Below are 18761 nucleotides of genomic sequence, written 5' to 3' on the forward strand. Positions count from 1 at the left end.
CTTGGCCCCTCACGTCTTGGCCCCGAAGTCTTGGCCAAAGGTCCCGGATCCTGCCATGCAAGATGTCATCGCGCTCGCCTTTCCCTTCTTCGGCCTGATTTTTCTGGGCTTCGGAGCGGGCAAGCTCAGCAAGATTCCGCCGTCCGGCATGGCGTGGATGAATTTCTTCATCATCTATATCGCGCTGCCCGCTCTGTTCTTCCGCCTCCTGTCGGAGACGCCGGTGGAACAGCTGACCGACCTCAGCTATGTGGCCGCGACCACCTTCGTCACCTACACGGTCTTTGCCATCTGCTTCTGCATCGGCGTGCTGGCGACCAAGGGCAGCATCCCCGAATCCACCATCATGGCCATCGGCGGCTCCTATTCCAACGTGGGCTACATGGGGCCGGGCCTGACCATGGCGGTGCTGGGGCCTGCCGCCACCGTGCCGACCGCTTTCGTCCTGTGCTTCGACAACACGCTGATGTTCATTCTGGCGCCGCTGATGATGGCCATGGCCGGAACGGAAAAGGAGCATCTGTCGCAGACCATGAAGAAGGTGGCGGTGCGTGTCTTCACCCATCCCTTCATTCTGGCGACGATCGCGGGTGTCGGCGCCGCCTTCATCGGCTTCAAGCCGCCGCAGGGGCTTGATACCATGCTGAAATTCCTCAGCGGTGCGGCAGCCCCTTGCGCGCTCTTTGCCATGGGCGTGACGGTGGCGCAGCGTCCGATTGAAAGGGTGCCGCTGGAACTGCCGGTCATTCTGGCGGTGAAGCTGATCCTGCACCCGGTGCTGGTCTATCTGATGCTCACCTGGGTCGGCGGCTTTGATCCGGTCTGGATCGCCACCGCCGTGCTGATGGCCTGCCTGCCGCCCGCGACCAACGTTTTCGTCATCGCGCAGCAGTATCAGGTCTACGTCAACCGCGCCTCCAGCCTCGTCATGATCGGCACCATGGCATCCGTGGTGACGGTGACGGGCGTGATCTGGGCCATCCAGCACGGGTGGCTTTAGGGGGATTTGCCTCTCCACCGTCATTCAGGACGCGCCTGCGCAATCCAGGGCCGTTGAGGCAAAACCTGTAGCCCAACCGGTTGAGCTTGATCCCCGCCTTTCGCGGGGATGACAAGGTGAGAAGCTGTAGAACGATTGACGGCGCTGACTGTGAGGGATGCTCTGCCTCGCCCTTCACCGCAGCGTCGCCCCGGCCTTCGAGCCGGGGCCCACTCATTTGCAGAGGGATGCCGAAACTCTTCGCAAGTGAGACATAGATGGCCTGATGTGCCCGCTATGCCTTCGGCGTTTCAACGCGCCGCTCTGCAAGCGAGTAGACCCCGGGTCTGCGCTCCGCTCCGCCCGGGGTGACACCGGATTTGCGGCCCGCCTGTGCTTCCCTGTGAGCAGTTGCAGCCGCCGATCCGCCCCAGCCTCAAATCTTAACAATGGGCCGGAGCCTGTGCGGCGGGCATGGTGCCTGCCGCAGGACGGCGACTTACCCTTCTTCCAGCTCCGCTGACAGCAGCAGCCATTCCTCTTCCGTGGTGACGAGCTTCTTTTCGATATAGGCCCGTTCCTTGGCGAATTTCGCCGCCCGCTCGGGATCACGGGTGAAGAAGTCCGGCTCGGACATGGTGGCGTCCAGCATGACGATCTTGTCGGAAAGCCGCGCCATTTCCTTTTCCGCCGCCTCGATCTTCTTGCGCAAGGGTGCCTCGCGGGCGCGCCGTTCGGCGGCCTCGCGCCGCTTGTCCGTGGCGGAGGCCGCCTTGGCTTCGTCCTCGCGGGCCTTCTTCACCGCATCCGGCCCTTGCAGGATGTAGCGGCGGTAGTCTTCCATGTCGCCGTCGAAGGTGCTGACCTTGCCATCGGCCACCAGCCACAGCCGGTCGGCGCAGGCTTCCACCAGATGCCGGTCGTGCGAGATCAGCACCACGGCGCCCTGAAACTCGTTCAGCGCCAGAACCAGCGCCTCGCGGCTGTCGATGTCGAGATGGTTGGTCGGCTCGTCGAGGATGATCAGGTTCGGCCCGTCGAAAGTGGCAAGGCCGAGCAGCAGCCGCGCCTTTTCACCGCCCGAGAGATCCTTGGCCGGCGTTTCCATCCGGTCGGTCGGCAGGCCGAAGCGGGCCACGCGGGCGCGCACCTGCGCTTCAGCCGCCTGCGGCATCAGCATGCGCACATGCTGGACGGCGCTTTCGTTCGGGCGCAGCTCATCCAGCTGATGCTGGGCGAAGAAGGCGATCTTCAGCTTGGTGGCGCTGGTCACCTCGCCGGACAGCGCTGCCAGACGGCCGGAAATCAGCTTGGCGAAGGTGGACTTGCCGTTGCCGTTGGAGCCGAGCAGGGCGATGCGGTCATCGGTGTCGATGTTGAGCGTCAGGCGCGACAGCACCGGCTTGCCGTCATAGCCCACCGAGACATTTTCCAGTTTCAGGATTGGCGGCGACAGGCGCCCCTGCGGATCGGGGAAATGGATCGGCCGGCCGCTTTCCTCGGTCAGCGCGGCGATGGGCTCCATCTTCTCCAGCATCTTCAGGCGGGACTGGGCCTGCCGGGCCTTGGTGGCCTTGGCGCGGAACCGGTCGACAAAGGCCTGCATGTGCTTGCGCTGCGCGTCCTGCTTTTCCTTGGCCTTCTGCTGCAGCATCATGGTCTCACGCCGCTGCCGGTCGAAGCTGTCATAGCCGCCGCGGTAGAAGGTCAGCTTGCCCCGGTCCAGATGCACGATGGAATCAACCGCCTTGTTGAGGAGGTCGCGGTCGTGCGAGATCAGCAGCACCTGATGCGGATAGCGCGCCACATAGCTTTCCAGCCACAGCGTGCCTTCCAGATCGAGATAGTTGGTCGGCTCGTCGAGCAGCAGCAGATCCGGCTCGGAGAAGAGCACCGCTGCCAGCGCCACGCGCATGCGCCAGCCGCCGGAAAAGGCCGAGCAGGGCCGCTTCTGTGCTTCTGCATCAAAGCCAAGGCCGTGTAGAATGGCGGAAGCACGGGCCTCTGCCGTGTGAGCGGAAATATCGGCAAGGCGGGTGTGGATGGCGGCGATCCGGTCCGGATCCTTCGCCGTTTCCGCTTCTGCCATCAGGGAGGCGCGCTCCGTGTCGGCGGCCAGCACCACTTCAATCAGGCTTTCCTCCGTACCCGGTGCTTCCTGCGCCACCTGGCCGATGCGGGCAAGGCGCGGCACGCTGACGGAGCCGCCTTCACTCGTCAGATCGCCGGTGATCAGCTTGAACAGGGTGGATTTGCCCGCGCCATTGCGGCCCACAAGGCCGGTCTTGCTGCGGGCGGGCAGGGTGACGCTGGCATTGTCGATGAGGAGACGGCCGCCGATGCGATAGGTGAGGTCTGAAATCTGCAACATGGGCGGATCTTTGGGGGAGCTTGGCCCGCATTGCAAGAGGGCAACGTGCGGCCAGCGTGTTTGCGCAGGGGCCCCATGTCTTTCGCGCCGCCCCCCTTGCGGGGCGCGCGAGGCAAAGCTATAGGAACGGCCAAGTTTCCGCGCCCGTCAGCCGATGGGGCGCAGCGCAACGCGGCCGCTCCCAAAGGGCGGCCTTCACACACTTCACCGCCGCATGCGCGGCACCCGTATTTTTAAAGGATGAGACCAATGGCCATCGAACGCACTTTCTCCATGATCAAGCCGGACGCCACCAAGCGCAACCTGACCGGCGCCATCACCGCCAAGCTCGAAGAAGCCGGCCTGCGCGTCGTTGCTTCCAAGCGCGTGTGGATGAGCCAGCGTCAGGCTGAAGCCTTCTACGCCGTCCACAAGGACCGTCCGTTCTTCGGCGAACTGACCGAGTTCATGTCCTCCGGCCCGACCGTCGTCCAGGTTCTGGAAGGCGAGAACGCCATTGCCAAGAACCGCGAAGTGATGGGCGCCACCAACCCGGCCAATGCTGACGAAGGCACCATCCGCAAGCTCTTCGCCCTGTCCATCGGCGAAAACTCCGTGCACGGCTCCGACGCTCCGGAAACCGCTGCCGAAGAAATCGCCTTCTGGTTCGCCGGTCACGAAATCGTCGGCTGATCTGCCTGACATTTCCGGAAACGCGGAAAGGCCGGCCTCGCAAGAGGCTGGCCTTTTTGCTTGCCGGCAGACCGTCCGTCCCGTGAAAAACGGAGCTTCAAAACATCGCGGTACGGGCCGTTTTCACGCAAGGCCCCGATTGATAGTGCGCCCCTCATATGCTCAACTCCTGCGTGAGCATGACAGCAGGCAGGGGGCGCCGCATGGTAGTGTTCGAATGTCTGGCACAGGTGTGGGCCATTCTGGCTCGTGAAGTCGGGGCAGGCCTGATCGCCGCCCTTGCCGTTTATGCTGTCACTTTTCTGGTCATGCGCGGCACGCTGGCCAGCGGCTTTGGCCTGATGCAGCTCTTCTGCGACCAGCGCGCCCATGAAGAGGCGATCCGCAGGCGCGGGTTCTGGCGGCTGTATCTGAGCCCTGCCTTCACCGCGACGCTGCTGCTGTTCATCTGGATTGGCGTGGCGCTCTATCTGACCCGGATCCTGCCCGTTGCGCTGGAGCGGGATGTGGGCACCTCTGTCCGTGCGGCCTTGCATGCCGGGCAAATGCCCTATGGTGTCCTCATCTGGCTGGTGTCTGGCACCATCGCAGCCGTCTGGGCGCGCCCGCCGGACACTCCCTGGCAGCCGGGAGAGCCGTTCCGCCGGTTCGCCGGGGCGGCCATTGGTTTTGCGGTCACGCTCGCGGTTCTCTACCTCTATCTTCCGGCCTTGGACCCGTTGTTTGCCAGCCGTGAGGCGGGACCTCAGCTGGCCCTTGCCGTGCTGGTGCTGGTGGCCTTCGTCGGAGCGGAGAGCCTGAGGCTGCAGACCTGCGCGGCCTGGTTCCTGCTGCTGCTTCTGGTGACGGCGCTGGTGGCGCTGGCCTCCGCCTTTGATGCGCTGGTCCTGACCCTCGGCCTTGCCGCTGGGATCGGGGTTCTGGCGTGGCGCATGCCCGTATTCCGCTTGCGCATTCCCGGTCTTGACTACTCCGGCGAGCTGCCGGATCCCTCAAATCCCGGACAGGACGGCTCTGTCTGGGCTGACCGCCCTGAACCGCCAGCATTGCTGGCGCCGGAAGCCGTTCTGGCTGCCTGGGCCGCGCGGCTCGGAGCAGAAAATCCGGCAAGCCAGGATGGAGATGCGGGGCAGAAGACGGATGATCCGGAACCCCTGAAGCCCAAGCTCGTGCTGCTGGCAACGTCAGGCGGCGCCTACCGGGCTGGCTTCTGGACAGCGGCCGTGCTCGACGGCCTCAGCCGTCATGACCCTTTGTTTCCGGGGGCGGCCGCGGAGGCTGGCAAGGGGCAGGGGACGCAGAGCAATGTGCAACTGCCCGGTTTCATGAATGCCATCCGCTTCATCACCGGGGCTTCGGGCGGCATGGTGGCGGGTGCTTACCTGACCGAACAGACCTCGAAGGCGGCACAGGGGCTGCCCGTCCGCCCGGTGGCCCGGATGATCGAGGACGACATTGCCGCCTGGCAGCAGCAACAGCCGCCGCAGGCACCTCCCGGCATGCGCTATCCCGCAAGGGAAGGCGTGATCGTGCCGCGTGACAGCATTTCACCGGTGGCGCGGCAGATGGTGCGGGACGTGGGCGCAGGCCTGCTGCCGCGCGTGCGGCGGGCCGACAGGGGGCGTGTGCTGGAGGCCCAGTGGGGCACGCTGCGCCTTCCCTTCAACGGCTGGAGGGAGGAGGAGCGGCAAGGCCTCAGGCCCTCCGTCGTCTTCTCGCCCATGCTGGTGGAAACCGGCGCGCCGCTGTTCATTTCCAATCTCGACCTTCTGGAAATGCGCAAGCATTTCGCGGCGGAGGATCCGGATGTGCATTCGGCGGAGATGTTCCGCGTCTACCCATATGCACAGGCGGGCGGATCCGGGGAGGAGGGACATGCCGTCCGCACGGGCAAGCGGGGCAAGGATGAGTTCACCGTTGCCACGGCTGTGCGTCTCAGCGCCACCTTTCCCTATGTCTCGCCGGCCGTATCCCTACCCGCGATGCCGCAGCGGCGGGTGGTGGACGCAGGCTATTACGACAATTATGGCGTGATGGCCGCCACGGGCCTCATCAATGCACGAGCCGTGCGCAACTGGGTGGTGCGCAACACGTCCGGCGTGCTGATCGTCAATGTCAGGGCCTTTCCCGATCAGGATCGGGCGAAGCCGGCCAGCGCCCTTGCGCGCCTGTTCTGGTGGCTGACCAGCCCGCTGGAAGGCGTGTTCAATGCGCGCGGCTCATCCCAGACCATCCGTAACCGGGACATGCTGCGCATGACCCGCGACCTTTATGGCCTTGCCCTGCAAGAGGCCAATCCGGGCGTCACGCCGCCAAAGCCCTGGCGGGAGATCAGTCAGGATTTCGTCACCATCGCCAACTTTACCTTTGATGATCCAACCACCATGTCCTGGTTCCTCATCGACAGCGACTACACCCGCCTGCAGGCAGAGGCCGAACGCGATACAGCCGCCACAAACCCCACCGTGCAGCGCATAGCCGAATTCTGGCAGCGCAACCCTCTGGCTTTCCTGAAGGGAGCATAACTTGAAAGATGGGACGGCGAGACCCAGGACGATGTGGGTTTGCCAAGCTTGGTGCCGTTTGATGAAAGGTCTGACAAGGGATCTGATCATCTAACTGCCTGCCCGGACGTGCGGCTGCAGGCGCTGGCGGCATTCTTATCATTGAACTTCAGGGACAAAGCCCCACCTGCGGGGCGGTGCTGCAGTGGCCCGGCCGGGCAGAGCGGCACCGGACAGACGTTTGACCATGGAGTTTTCATGCAGCCGATTGAAACGGCCCGGTTGATCATCCGCAATTTCCGCCGCAGCGATGGCGAAGGGCTCTATGCCTATCTGCGCGAGCCGGTGGCAAGCTGCTTCCTGTCGATGCGGCTGGAGAGCCTTGAGGCCGCCGAAGCGGAGGCCGGAAAGCGCGGCTCGGATGACGAGTATCTCGCGGTTATCCTCAAGGAGACCGGCGCACTGATCGGCGATGTCTTCGCCATGCAGGAAGAGGACACCTGGTCCGTGGGCTGGAACTTCAACCCCGCCTATGGCGGCGCAGGCTATGCGCTGGAGGCGGCGCGGGCGCTCTTCACCCATCTCTTCACCACCTGCAAGGCCCGCCGGGTCTATGCCTATGTGGAAGACCACAACATGGCCTCGCAGCGCCTGTGCGAAAAGCTGGGCATGCGCAAGGAAGGCCTGTTTCTGGATTACATCAGCTTCCGCAAGGATGCAGCGGGCAATCCGGTCTATGAGAACACGTTCCAGTTCGCCCTGCTGCACAAGGAATGGGTGAGAGGCCTCACGCTGCCGGAAGGCTGATCTGCCGGTTGCTGTTGCGGCGGTGTTCGCTGAACACCGCCGTGATGGCGCGCAGGGTTTCGCGGGTTCTGGCATCTGTCAGCGACGAATGCAGCACGATGGACTGCGAGGGGATCGGCGGCAGGTTCAGGGCTTCGCTGACTTCCACCATGTCAGCCGTCGCCAGGCGGCACGGGAAGGCGGCCACCGCCAGCCCGGCGGACAGCGCCGCAATGACGGCCGTGGTGCCGCCGACAAAGACCTCCACCCAGGGAATGCCCGCCCCGTCGAGCAGATGCACCGCCACTTCGCGGACCGTGCAGACCGAGGGGTGGCTGGCAATCCGCAAGGGCTCGCCCGCGTGATGCTCGAAGCTGGGGGAGGCAAACCAGCCGAAATGCTCGGGCCCCAGCACCTCTCCATCGCGGCGGCCATCATCGCTGCGGGCGATCACAGCATCCAGCGCACCATTTTCGAAGGATTCGATCAGCACCCGGGAATTGTCGACGATCACCTCCACCGTCAGGCAGAGATCGAGCGATTTGAGCCGGGCCAGCAGCGCCGGCACCTCCGGCCCCATGACATGTGCGGCGATGCCCAGCCGGAAGCGGCGGCGCTCGGCCGAAAGAGCCGCGAGCGCCCGTTCATGGGCCGCCAGAAACTCCCTTGCAGGCGCCAGAAAGGTTTCCCCCTGTGCCGACAGGCGCACCTGCCGGGGCGTGCGCTCGATCAGCTTCTTGCCGAGCCGCTCCTCCAGCCGCTTCAGCTTCACGCTGACTGCCCCTTGTGTGGAGCCGAGCGCCACCGCCGCACGGGTGAAGCTCTGAAGATCGGCGATCATCACGAAGGCCCGCACGGCCTCGACCTCAAGCGCGCTCATCTATCCATCCAATTTCGTTATCTCTGATATGCCCTGCCATGCGATTGCCAAATGATCATAGGTCCGGCATTCCTGCAAGTGAACCTTACCGCCGCACAAAGTGGATCAGCCGGGCAGCGCATGCTGCCAGCGGCAACGAACCGGCTTGCGCGGCATTCAACTGCAGGGTCAGATAATGAAATCAGCCACCTCCTCCGGAAACAGCTTCGCGCTGGCCGCCGTGTGTCTTTCGGCGCTCATGCTGGGGCTGGAAATAACCAGCATTCCCTCCATTCTTCCCACGCTCGAGCATGTTTTGCCGGCGGATTTCCGCCAGCTGCAATGGATCATGAACGGCTACACCATCGCCATGTGCGCGGTTTTGATGGCCATGGGCGCCCTGGGCGACCGGTTCGGCCGCAAGCGCATCTTCATCGCAGGTGTCGCCGTTTTCGGCGTGGCCTCACTCATCTGCGGGCTTGCCACCAGCGCGCCCCTGCTTATAGCGGCGCGGTTCCTGCAAGGCGTCGCCGCCGCCGCCATGCTCGCCTGTCAGGTGGCGGTGCTGTCGCATCAGTTCCCGGACGGCGCGGGCCGGGGCAGGGCCTTTGGCTGGTGGGGCATCATCTTCGGAATCGGCCTCGGCTTTGGCCCCATCGCCGGGGGCGGCATCATCACGCTGGCCAGCTGGGAATGGGTGTTTCTCATCCATGTGGGCCTTGCCGCTCTCACCGTGCTGTTTGCCCTCAAGGGCGTTGAGGAATCACGCGATCCCCACGCGGTGCAGATCGACCTTGGCGGCATGATCACCCTGTCGCTGGCGGTGCTTGGCATCGTCTATCTGATCACGCAAGGGGAGCAGCCGGGGCTGGACAATCCGGAGGGCCTTGCCATCCTGTCGGCCTGCATCGTTAGCCTTGGTCTCTTCGTCCTGATCGAGACGCGCATCGCCCGGCCGATGTTCGACTTTGCCGCCCTGCGGATCCGCAGCTTCTCCGGCGCGCTGCTCGGCTCCTGCGGCATGAATTTCAGCTTCTGGCCCTTCGTCATCTATCTGCCGATCTATCTGCAGGCCGTGCTGGGATATGATGCCATCGGCGCCGGGCTGACCGTGCTGGCCTATACCGTGCCGACGATCCTGGTGCCGCCGCTGGCCGAAAAGCTGCTGCTGCGCCGCGGCCCCGGCATGGTCATCCCCCTTGGGCTTTTCCTGACCGGCGCCGGGTTCCTGCTGCTGCATCTGGCAGTCGTGAGCGGGGAGGGGGGCTGGCTGACGCTGCTGCCCGGCTGCGTCATGGCCGGGATCGGCCTTGGCTTCACCAACACGCCCGTCACCAACACCGCAACCGCCGCCGTGCCGCCGGAGCGGGCCGGCATGGCTTCGGGCATGGACATGAGCGCAAGGTTCATTTCGCTCGCCGTCAACATCGCGGTCATGGGGCTGATCCTGTGGAGCGGCGTCCACGCCCATCTGGCCAATGTCTTCACCGGGGCGCCCGCTGACGGCGTGCTGGCCGGTCTTGCCGACGCCGTATCCGCCGGAAATCTCGCCGCCGCCAGCGGTCACGGCCTCTCCCTTGCGGAGGCCCGGGGTGCCCTGACGCAGGGCACCGGCTGGGTCACGCTCTACGGCGCCATCGCCGCCTGGTGCTTCGCTGCCCTCTCACTCCTCACCTTCGCCAGCCGCAAGCCAATCCCGGCAGATGCCTGTCTGAGGTAACAGGGACGAGAAAAGCCGCTGGCGGGTTTCCGCCGGCGGCTGTTTCATGCAGAAGGGCGTCATGTGACCGGCTGCTGGCGCGGCTGCCAGTCTTCGAAAATAGCTGGCATAAATGGCTGGACGAGCACGGAGCAAGACCATGAACAATGTCATCGAGATCAATGGCGAGAAAGCGGTGATCACTTTTGATCCGGAGATTCAGATGCTGCGCGGGGAGTTCGTGGGCCTGAGTGGCGGGGCAGACTTCTATGCTGAAAGCGTCCACGAACTGATTGAGGAGGGCCGCAAGTCTCTGGCCGTCTGTCTTGAAATGTGCCGGGAAAAGGCATCGAGCCGAGGCGGAAGTTCTCCGGAAAATTCAATGTCCGCTTGAGCCCGGACGACCACGCCGCCGCCGTCACCGCCGCAGCTGCAGCTGGCAAAAGCCTGAACGAATGGATTGCGGCGGCGATCCGTGAGGCTGCGGAGTAGGGGGGCGGGCAGTCTACCTCTGGCGGCACAAAGGTGCAGGCGAACTTGCCTGGAAAAACGGTTCCGCTTCTCCCCACCCATGACAGATAGCGTGATGATCTGTACCAGGGGCTTGCAGAGCCATATCACCCGGTTGAAGTTGAGCCGTTTCCAGAAGTGGGTGGATTATGAGCGAGTATCAGTTTTATGATTTTCTGGCCGTCGACAAGCTGCTTACCAGGACAGATCTGGAGGCTCTGAGGTCCTTGTCCACGCGTGCCCGGATTTCCTCCACCAGCTTCACGAACTCCTATGAATGGGGCTCCTTCCGGGGGGATCCGGATAGCATGATGGAGCGCTGGTTCGACTTGCATCTCTATCTGGCGAACTGGGGAGCCCGCCGGCTGATGATGCGTTTGCCTGCCGATCTGGCCGGCCGCGCCCGGCTCGATCAGTTGGCCGGAAGCCTCCATTGTGTAGAGCTGCGTGCCGCTGGCCAAAACCTCATTCTGGATATTTCCATTGATGAGATGGAATTGGATGGCTGGGAGGATGGCACGGGATGGCTGGCAGCACTTGCGCCGTTGCGTGCTGACGTGCTCGCCGGTGATCTGCGGCTTTTCTATCTTATGTGGCTGATGGAGGTTGATCTGGGGCTTGCGGAGGCGGACCAGATGGAGCCAATGCCCGGTATCGGACCAATATCGGATGCGCTGGAAGCTTTCGCAGATTTCTTTGGAATTGACTGCGATCTCGTGGTTGCCGCCGCCGAACGGGAAGACGACGCTTATACGAGCGTGGACGCATCTTCGGAGACCGCAGCGCAGGTTATTGCCGGGCTGCCTGATGCGGACAAGTCCGGTTTTCTTGTCCGCCTTGTCAGTGGCGATGCGCATGTTGCCAGCGAATTGCGTGCCCTTGTCCGCAACAGCCTTAAGTCTGCCAATGCAGTCTCTCCCGTTGCCGTGCGAACGGCAGGTGACCTTTGTACCCGCGCCAAGGTGATCCGCCAGGAACGTGAGGCAGAACAGGCCGAGCAGGCGGCGGCCGAGAGCAGGCGGCGCGAGGAAGAACAGCTGCAGTTTTTCCGGACCAGGGCCGATCAATTGATGCGGCACGGGTACAACGTCTGGGATGAAATCAACTCAGAGGCCGAACGGCGCAATGCGTCAGGCTATGACACAGCCGCCAATCTGATCCGAGCACTCAGGTCCATTTATGAAGAAAACGGATCGCTTGACGAATTCAGGCTGCGCCTTCAGGAAATTCGCGATCTTCACGCAAGAAAAGAGCGGTTTCTGGAGAGATTTTCGGATTTGGGGTGAATGACGCCCCGTCGTACCGGAAGCTCTCCTGAAACTTCAAAGTTCGGCGCAGCTAGGCTGTCTTCACATAGGCAGGCCCCCGCCACTTCAGGACCTGTCTGGTATGGGCACGATGGACCGGAACCGGCTGCCAGCGTTCGAGACGGCTTTTCTTCGGCGCGAATACTGCCAGTACCGCCAAGCTGTTTGCCGCCGGTGTCAGTGCGGCACGCGCTGCGGCGCTGCCCGGGCTGCATGGCCTGACGTCAGAAGATGCAGGTCTTGAAGGGCAGGGCGGCGGCGCCGACGGCGGAGGGTTCGCCTTCGAGGTCCGAGACGATGAGCTTGGGCGTCCGGCGGCGGTTGCCGTAGCGCGGGCTGTTGTTGAAGGTGACGCGCTCAATCAGCATGTCGGCGAGCTTGCGCGGGACTTCGCCGCCAAACACGATGGCCTGCGGATCGATCACCGACCAGATGGCGTTGAGCAGCGTGTTGGTGAAGGGAGTCACGTCCTCGACCCAGGCCTCGACGCCAGGCCAGTCGGGGCGAAAGTTGCGCCTCAGCCATTCCAGGCTCGGAACATGCATGCCTTCAGCCTCGAGGCGGGCGATGAGCAGCTGCAGGGCCGGGCGCCGCTTGCCGCCCTCCACATCGGCCAGGCCACTGAACTCGCCCGCATTGCCGTTCGAGCCGGCATAGAGCTCGCCGTTCAGGATCAGCCCGCCGCCGAAGCCGTAGTTGAACGACAGATAGGCAAAGCTCTGGATATGGCGGCCAACGCCCAGCATCGCCTCGCCGACGGCGGCGGTGCTGGCGCCGTTTTCCACCCAGACCGGCAGGTTGAAGCGCCGCGCGAGCAGCGGCCCCAGCTCGATCAGCGACCAGTCATGCAAGGGCAGCGGCGCGTTGTAGGTGGTGCCATCGATGCGGTAGCCGGCAATGCCGAGGCTGAGCCCCAGAATCTTTTCGGCGGCGACACCGCGCTGGTCGAGGAGTTGTGCCAGCCGCTCCTGAATGCGGTCAAGGCTGTCCGAAAGGCTCTGGCCGCCGATGTCGACGGAGACGGTCTCGGCCGGGCCGGCGAAGGGCATAAGGCAGAGGCCGGCGCGGTCCGTGTTCACCGACAGGCCGACTGTCCAGGCGAATTCCGGGTTGAGCGACACGGTCGGGCTCGGCTGACCGCGGCCGGTGCCGGGCCTTGGGCTGCCGAGCAGAATGAGGCCGCGTTCAGCGAGGGCATCAATGATCCGGTGCACGGACTGCTGCGCCAGCGGCAGGCGCGCTGCGATCTCGGAGCGGGAATGGCCCGGATAGGCCCGCGCCAGGCGCAGCAAGGCGCGCTCATTCTCAGATACGACCTCACAGGGATCACTGGAGCGTAGGAACCGGGGCGAGATCAGGGCAACGGGATCATAGGTCATGGCCGGAGTTAAAGCACAGGGCGAGCCGGCTGCAAAGGCGTTCCACGTCATGGCATTGTCACACTTAAAGTGTAGTAATCCGCCTGCCTTCACCACTGCCCCATGAGGAGCCTTCATCATGATCCGATCCACTGCCGCAGCCCTGTGCGCGCTGGCTTGCACTGCCCTTTCAAGTCCCGCCTCAGCGACCGATTTCGAGTTCTGGTATGGCAACACCGGCAAGATCGAAGAGGCGATTCAGGCCAACTGCGCCGGCTTCAATGCCGCCCAGAGCGAGCACAAGGTCACCTGCGTCGGGCAGGGCGGCTATGAGGTTGCCATGCAGAAGGCAATCGCCGCCTATCGCTCCGGCACCCATCCGGTGCTGATCCAGTTCTTCGACGCCGGCACGCTCGACCTCCTGCTGTCGAACGCCGTGGTTCCCGTCTCGGACGTGCTGCCCGGCGTCGACTGGAACAGCTACATCGGCGGCGCGCGCTCCTATTACGAGACGTCGAAGGGCGCGCTCTGGTCGCAGCCCTACAATGCCTCGACGTTGATTTTCTACGGCAACCGCGAGGCGCTCGCCTCCGTTGGCGTCAGCGAGCTTCCGGCCACTTGGGAAGGCGTGATCGAGGTCGCGACCAAGCTGCGCGATGCCGGTCATGCCTGCCCCTTCGCCACCGACGGCCATCCCTGGCGCGTGCTGGAACAGTTTGCGGCCCGTCACGGCGCACCGGTTGCTACCCAGGGTAACGGCTTTGCCAGTCTCGATGCGGAGTACGCCTTCAACGCCGGCCTGCCGGCCAAGCATCTGGAAAACCTTGCGGGCTGGCGCAAGGACGGCCTCGTCCGCCTGGCAGCCGACACGCGCGCTGGCAAGTTCGTCGACGCCTTCAACTCTGGCGAATGCGCCATGATCGAAAACTCTACGGGTGGATACTCCAGCCATCTTGCCGCGCTCGGCGACAAGCTGATGGTGGGCCTCGCACCGATGTACGAGGGTGCCGAACGGCGCAACACGCTGGTTGGCGGGGCCTCGATCTATGTCATGAAGGGACATGGCGCCGAGCAGACCGCAGCAGCGAAGGCGTTCCTTGACTACCTGCGCGAACCGGCTCCGCAGCTCGAGTTCGTCAAGGCGACCGGTTATGTGCCGGTGACGCAGGCCGCCCTTGACCTGATCAAGACGACCGGCCGGGCCTCGGATCCGGCCTTTGCAGTGGCAGAGCTGGGCGTCAGGTCGATGGACGTGGCCGGCAACGAATACAGCCGCGGCATCCGGCTCGGCTTCTTTGTCCAGTTCCGGGACATCTTCATGGAAGAGACGCAGAAGGCCTTCAACGGCGAGAAGCCGATGCAGGCAGCCCTCGACAGCGCCAAGACCCGTGGCGACGAGTTGCTGCGCCGCTTCCAGGCAACCTATGCCGGCGTGACCCTGCCGTAAGCAAGACGGCCCAGCCCCTGGCCGTGAGCGTCAGGGGCTGGTCTTTTTCCCGGAAGGATCCCTGATGCTCGCCCTGTTTCCCCAGCGCTGGCTGGCCTTTGCCCTCGTCTTGCCGCAGACGCTGCTGATTGCGCTGTTCTTCTATCTGCCGGTTTATCTCGCGTTCTACTGGTCGTTCACGCTGGAGCGTCCGTTCGGCGGTGGATCGGAGTTCGTTGGCCTGCAGAACTACGCAAGAGTGCTGGCTGATCCGGAGTTCTGGGGATCGCTGCGCCTGACCTTTATCTTCATGGTGATCGGCTCGACGCTGGCCATCGTCATCCCGTTGATCCTTGCGCTCGCCGCCGACCGGCACATCCGGCTGAGTCAGCCGGCGCGCAACATCCTGGTCTGGCCGAAGGGCGTCGCCGGGGCCTCGATCGGTCTTGTGTTTGTATTCATTTTCAACCCGTTTCTGGGCCTGCTGGCGCCGCTCAACGGCCTGTTTCCGGGGATCTGGAACCCGCGCATCGACGGAACTGACGCCTTCACGAAGATTGTCGTGGCCCATGTCTGGGGCGGAATCCCGTTCAACTTCGTCGTTCTGCTCTCCGGCCTTCAGGCCGTGCCGCAGGTGCTGCACAGGGCGGCGGCGCTGGATGGGGCAGGGCCCTGGCGCCGGGTGCGCGACGTCCAGTTGCCGCTGATCGCGCCGCAGCTGTTCCTGACCTTTGCCCTCGAATTCACCGAAAGCGTCACCGGCGCCTTTGGCCTGATCGACTCGATGACAGAAGGTGGTCCGGGCGGATCTACTACACTTCTAGTGTATAAAATCTACTCGGACGGCTTTCGTGGGTATGACCTGTCGGGTGCTGCGACTCAGACGGCTCTTCTGATGATCTTTGTCCTGATGCTGACGGCCTTCCAGTTCCTCGTTCTGGAACGCCGCGTGAGATACGAGCGCTGACATGGTCGAGAACACCAAGAGCATCGACCGCGTCGCCGGTCTCATTCTGACCCTTGGCATGGGGTTCGTGCTGCTGCCCCTCGTCGTCGCGGTCATCACGGCCACGCAGGCCTATGAAACGGTACTGACCGGTGGCCTGAGCTGGATGCCGGGCGACCAGCTCCTCGCCAACATCGCCCGCGTGTTCGAGGAAACGGCACTCCCCGGCCAGCTGGTCAATTCCTTCGTCGCGGCCATGCTGGTCGCGACGCTGAAGTGCCTCTTCGCTTTCATGACCGCATTGGCGATCGTGTTCTTCCAGATCCGCTGGGGCGGGGCGCTGTTTGCCCTGACGCTGGTCACCATCATGCTGCCGCTCGACCTCCGGGTGATCACCACCTATCAGGTCGCCGCCGATGTCGGCATGCCGGTTAACATCCTGCTGGAACTGTTCGGCATCGGGCCGCTGATGCGCCTTTCGGTGCTGGACACCTGGTTCGGGCTGGCGGCGCCGCTGGTGGCGCATGGCACCGGCACTTTCCTGTTCCGTCAGGCGTTTCTGGCGATGCCGCGCGATCTGCCCCGGGCGGTCGTGATGGATGGGGCGGGGCCGGTCCGCTTTGCCCTCGACATCCTGCTGCCGCTGTCCCGGGCGCCGCTCATCGCCCTGTTCATCATGATGTTCCTCGGCGGCTGGACCCAGTACCTGTGGCCGCTGGTGGCCGCCTCGCGGCCCGACATGCAGACGGCCGTTGTCGGCCTGTCCCGGCTGGCCAACGACATGCCGGGGGCGGTGCCGGACTATCCGCTGATCATGGCCGGCGCGCTCGTCGTCTCGGCCATCCCGCTGGCCATGGTTGCCCTGCTGCAACGCTTCATCGTGCGCGGCTATGCCCTCTCGGAGAAATGACATGACACAAGCCGCTGAAATTGCGCTGAAAGGCGTAGCCAAGCGCTTCGGCGCAACCGAGGTGCTGCCACCGCTCGACCTGACCTTCAGCGCCGGTGCCTTTACCGTGATCCTGGGGCCGTCCGGCTGTGGCAAGTCCACGCTGCTCAACCTTATTGCCGGACTGGAAGCGGTCTCTGGCGGGGAGATCGAGATCGGCGGACGGAAAGTGCAGGACCTGCCGCCGCGCGAGCGTGGCTGCGCCATGGTGTTCCAGTCCTATGCGCTCTATCCGCACATGACCGCGGGCGACAACATCGGCTATCCGCTGAAGGTCGCCGGGGTGCCGCGCCGCGAACGCATGACCCGGATTGCGGAAGCCGCCCGCGTGGTGGGACTTGGCGATCTGCTTGCCCGGCGCCCTTCGGAGCTGTCGGGCGGTCAAAGGCAGCGGGTGGCGATTGCCCGCGCCATAGTGCGTGCGCCGCAGGTGATGCTGTTTGACGAGCCCCTGTCGAACCTCGACGCGCTGCTGCGTCATGAAACCCGTGCGGAACTCGCCGGCCTGCACCGCCGCATCGGTGCGACGACGGTCTTCGTCACCCATGACCAGGCCGAAGCGCTGACGCTGGCCGACCAGATTGTCGTCATGAACGCTGGCCGGGTCGAACAGATCGGAACTCCGGCTGACATCTACCACCGCCCGGCCACGCGCTTCGTTGCCAGCTTCATCGGCCATCCGCCGATGAGCCTCATCACGGCCATGGGCGACGGCACCTGGCTTAGGCTTGGTGACGGCACGCCGCTGGCCGCCTCCACGCACCGAGGTGCCGTTCTGGCCGGTGTCCGGCCGGAAGCTGTGGTTCTGGACGCGGGAGGGGCATCATTTGTCCCGCTTCACCGGGAAGATCTTGGCTCGCATGTCGTCCAGTTCTTCCGTCTGCCCGATGGTCAGACGGTGGCCGTGCAGTCTCCGGCCGGGCGTCCGGTGCCAGCCGATGCTGGTCTCGGCATTCCCGAGCACGCCCTGCATCTCTTCGACGCCGAAACCGGCGCTCGTCTTGTCTCCTGACCGAAAGGACATTTCGTTGTTGAACTACCGTGACTTCGTCGCCCGCAAGAACCGCCAGCCGTTGATTGTTGCCCATCGCGGGGCCTGGACCACCGGTCCCGAGAACAGCCTTCTCGCCATCCGCGGCGCCTTTGACGCCGGGCATCAGATTGTCGAGATAGATATCCAGGAGAGCGCTGACGGGATCCTGTTTCTGATGCATGATGACACGCTGGAGCGGATGACCGGCGAAACCGGCGCGGCCTCGGACAGAACCATGGCCGAGTTGGCGAGCTTCAGGCTGCGCGAGCGCGATGGCGGCAGCGATTCAGCCGCGTCGGATGAGCCGGTTCCGGCCCTCGCCCAGGTTTTGGCACAGGCGGAAGGCCGCGGCTTTCTCGATCTCGATGTGAAGCATCCGCACCTGATCGAAAAGGTCGCTGAAACGGCGGTCGAGCTGGGTGCCGCAGCCCGGGTGAACGTCAAGTTCCCGCTTCGTACGGCCGAGGACCTTGCCCGGCTGCGCCACATCGAGGCCACGACGGGCGTCATGGTCATGCCGATGCTGCGGCTGACGGTTGAAACCTGGGCCGATGATGTCGCGCGCGTGCTGGAAAGCGGTGCGGTGATGACCGAAATGAAGTTCGACAGCCTCGACACCCTTCGTGCTGCCGCCGGCCAGCTCAATGCGGGCGGCACCTCGGTCTGGGTCAACACGCTCGATCCCGTCTGCTCGGCCGGGCTCAGCGACAGCCGCGCGGCGCATGAACCGGATGCGATCTGGGGTGTTCTGGTCGAGGCCGGGGTCTCTGTCTTCCAGACCGACATTCCCGATCTGCTTTCTGCCTGGATCAAACGGCGGGGGGTGGCAGCTTGACGGCACCTTCGTCCAAAATCTGGGACTGGTTGATCGACGAGGTGCGCGCGGGTGTGGCAGAAGAAATCCTGCCGCGCTTCCGCCGGCTGTCCTCTGACATGGTCAGCGCCAAATCCGCGCCGGATGATCTGGTGACCGAAGCGGACCGGCAAATGGAGCAGCGCCTTCACGGGGCCTGCACGCGCCTGATGCCGCAGGCCCTGTTCCTGGGCGAGGAGGCGGTTTCCCCCCGCCGGCGTCTGCTGGAGGATTTGCCGCAGGCGGAACTGGCGATTGTCTGCGATCCGGCCGGCGGCACCTGGAACTTCGCCGGCCTGTCGCTCCTCACCTTCGCCAGCCGCAAGGCACTTCCGGCAGATGCCTGCCTGAGGTGACAGGGACGAGAAAAGCCGCTGGCGGATTTCCGCCGGCGGCTGTTTTCTGCAGAAGGGCGTCATGTGACCGGCTGCAGGTAAAAGCCTGAATGAGCGGATCGCGCCGCCATCCTCTGTGCCCACATTTGTCCTGTATCGCGCCCAGATTTGTTC

17 protein-coding genes are annotated in these 18761 nt (G+C 64.2%); 14 read left to right on the forward strand and 3 right to left on the reverse strand.

Annotated features, from left to right (window positions below):
• Positions 1-55 precede the first annotated feature (55 nt).
• Positions 56-1000, forward strand: a complete 945-nt coding sequence (locus tag ACVNHC_RS04175; protein WP_050471483.1) for an AEC family transporter — start codon at positions 56-58, stop codon at positions 998-1000.
• 478 nt (positions 1001-1478) lie between these two features.
• Here the strand turns inward: ACVNHC_RS04175 and ACVNHC_RS04180 are convergent, their stop codons facing one another.
• Positions 1479-3350 (reverse strand): ABC-F family ATP-binding cassette domain-containing protein, encoded by a 1872-nt coding sequence (locus ACVNHC_RS04180; protein WP_050471484.1) that lies wholly within the window; start codon positions 3348-3350, stop codon positions 1479-1481.
• Between the two features lie 249 nt (positions 3351-3599).
• On the opposite strand from ACVNHC_RS04180, the gene ndk reads away from it, so the two are divergent.
• The 3 genes from ndk (at position 3600) to ACVNHC_RS04195 (ending at position 7333) form a co-directional block, all read left to right on the forward strand.
• Complete coding sequence (gene ndk / locus ACVNHC_RS04185; RefSeq protein WP_050471485.1) at positions 3600-4022, forward strand: nucleoside-diphosphate kinase; 423 nt, start codon at positions 3600-3602, stop codon at positions 4020-4022.
• A gap of 203 nt (positions 4023-4225) precedes the next feature.
• Positions 4226-6547, forward strand: coding sequence for a hypothetical protein (locus ACVNHC_RS04190; RefSeq protein ID WP_457166516.1), 2322 nt, complete (start codon positions 4226-4228; stop codon positions 6545-6547).
• 237 nt (positions 6548-6784) lie between these two features.
• Positions 6785-7333 carry a GNAT family N-acetyltransferase gene (locus ACVNHC_RS04195; RefSeq protein WP_457166517.1) on the forward strand — a complete coding sequence of 183 codons (549 nt, stop codon included), beginning with the start codon at positions 6785-6787 and terminating at the stop codon, positions 7331-7333.
• Here the strand turns inward: ACVNHC_RS04195 and ACVNHC_RS04200 are convergent.
• Positions 7314-8192 (reverse strand): LysR family transcriptional regulator, encoded by an 879-nt coding sequence (locus ACVNHC_RS04200; protein WP_457166518.1) that lies wholly within the window; start codon positions 8190-8192, stop codon positions 7314-7316. The genes ACVNHC_RS04195 and ACVNHC_RS04200 overlap by 20 nt on opposite strands.
• Positions 8193-8367: 175 nt before the next feature.
• Between ACVNHC_RS04200 and ACVNHC_RS04205 the strand changes: the two genes are divergently transcribed.
• The 4 genes from ACVNHC_RS04205 to ACVNHC_RS04220 all read left to right on the forward strand — a co-directional run bounded on the left by ACVNHC_RS04205 (position 8368) and on the right by ACVNHC_RS04220 (position 11666).
• A complete protein-coding gene (locus tag ACVNHC_RS04205) occupies positions 8368-9891 on the forward strand; it encodes an MFS transporter (RefSeq protein ID WP_457166519.1) in 1524 nt (507 codons plus the stop codon).
• Between the two features lie 139 nt (positions 9892-10030).
• Entirely contained in the window at positions 10031-10264 is a 234-nt protein-coding gene (locus ACVNHC_RS04210; RefSeq protein ID WP_162936271.1) for a type II toxin-antitoxin system HicB family antitoxin, read from the forward strand.
• Positions 10204-10362 (forward strand): toxin-antitoxin system HicB family antitoxin, encoded by a 159-nt coding sequence (locus ACVNHC_RS04215; protein ID WP_094461754.1) that lies wholly within the window; start codon positions 10204-10206, stop codon positions 10360-10362. Before ACVNHC_RS04210 ends, ACVNHC_RS04215 begins: the two co-directional genes overlap by 61 nt.
• Before the next feature lie 167 nt (positions 10363-10529).
• Positions 10530-11666, forward strand: coding sequence for a hypothetical protein (locus tag ACVNHC_RS04220; RefSeq protein ID WP_457166520.1), 1137 nt, complete (start codon positions 10530-10532; stop codon positions 11664-11666).
• Positions 11667-11911: 245 nt separating this feature from the next.
• Here ACVNHC_RS04220 and ACVNHC_RS04225 read toward each other — a convergent pair whose 3' ends face one another.
• Positions 11912-13066 (reverse strand): ROK family transcriptional regulator, encoded by a 1155-nt coding sequence (locus tag ACVNHC_RS04225; protein WP_457166906.1) that lies wholly within the window; start codon positions 13064-13066, stop codon positions 11912-11914.
• Positions 13067-13184: 118 nt separating this feature from the next.
• Between ACVNHC_RS04225 and ACVNHC_RS04230 the strand changes: the two genes are divergently transcribed.
• The 6 genes from ACVNHC_RS04230 to ACVNHC_RS04255 all read left to right on the forward strand — a co-directional run bounded on the left by ACVNHC_RS04230 (position 13185) and on the right by ACVNHC_RS04255 (position 18608).
• A complete protein-coding gene (locus ACVNHC_RS04230; protein WP_457166521.1) occupies positions 13185-14492 on the forward strand; it encodes an extracellular solute-binding protein in 1308 nt (435 codons plus the stop codon).
• A gap of 64 nt (positions 14493-14556) precedes the next feature.
• Positions 14557-15438 (forward strand): carbohydrate ABC transporter permease, encoded by an 882-nt coding sequence (locus tag ACVNHC_RS04235; RefSeq protein ID WP_457166522.1) that lies wholly within the window; start codon positions 14557-14559, stop codon positions 15436-15438.
• Position 15439: 1 nt separating this feature from the next.
• On the forward strand, positions 15440-16327 hold the full coding sequence (locus ACVNHC_RS04240) for a carbohydrate ABC transporter permease (RefSeq protein WP_457166523.1): 888 nt from the start codon (positions 15440-15442) through the stop codon (positions 16325-16327).
• A 1-nt stretch (position 16328) separates the two neighbouring features.
• Complete coding sequence (locus ACVNHC_RS04245) at positions 16329-17378, forward strand: ABC transporter ATP-binding protein (protein WP_457166524.1); 1050 nt, start codon at positions 16329-16331, stop codon at positions 17376-17378.
• 16 nt (positions 17379-17394) lie between these two features.
• Entirely contained in the window at positions 17395-18234 is an 840-nt protein-coding gene (locus ACVNHC_RS04250; RefSeq protein WP_457166525.1) for a glycerophosphodiester phosphodiesterase family protein, read from the forward strand.
• The gene (locus ACVNHC_RS04255) at positions 18231-18608 is read left to right on the forward strand and encodes an inositol monophosphatase family protein (protein ID WP_457166526.1); all 378 of its coding nucleotides are present in this window, start codon (positions 18231-18233) and stop codon (positions 18606-18608) included. The genes ACVNHC_RS04250 and ACVNHC_RS04255 overlap by 4 nt, the downstream gene beginning before the upstream one ends.
• Positions 18609-18761 lie beyond the last annotated feature (153 nt).

Source organism: Pannonibacter sp. Q-1 (genome assembly GCF_054073275.1).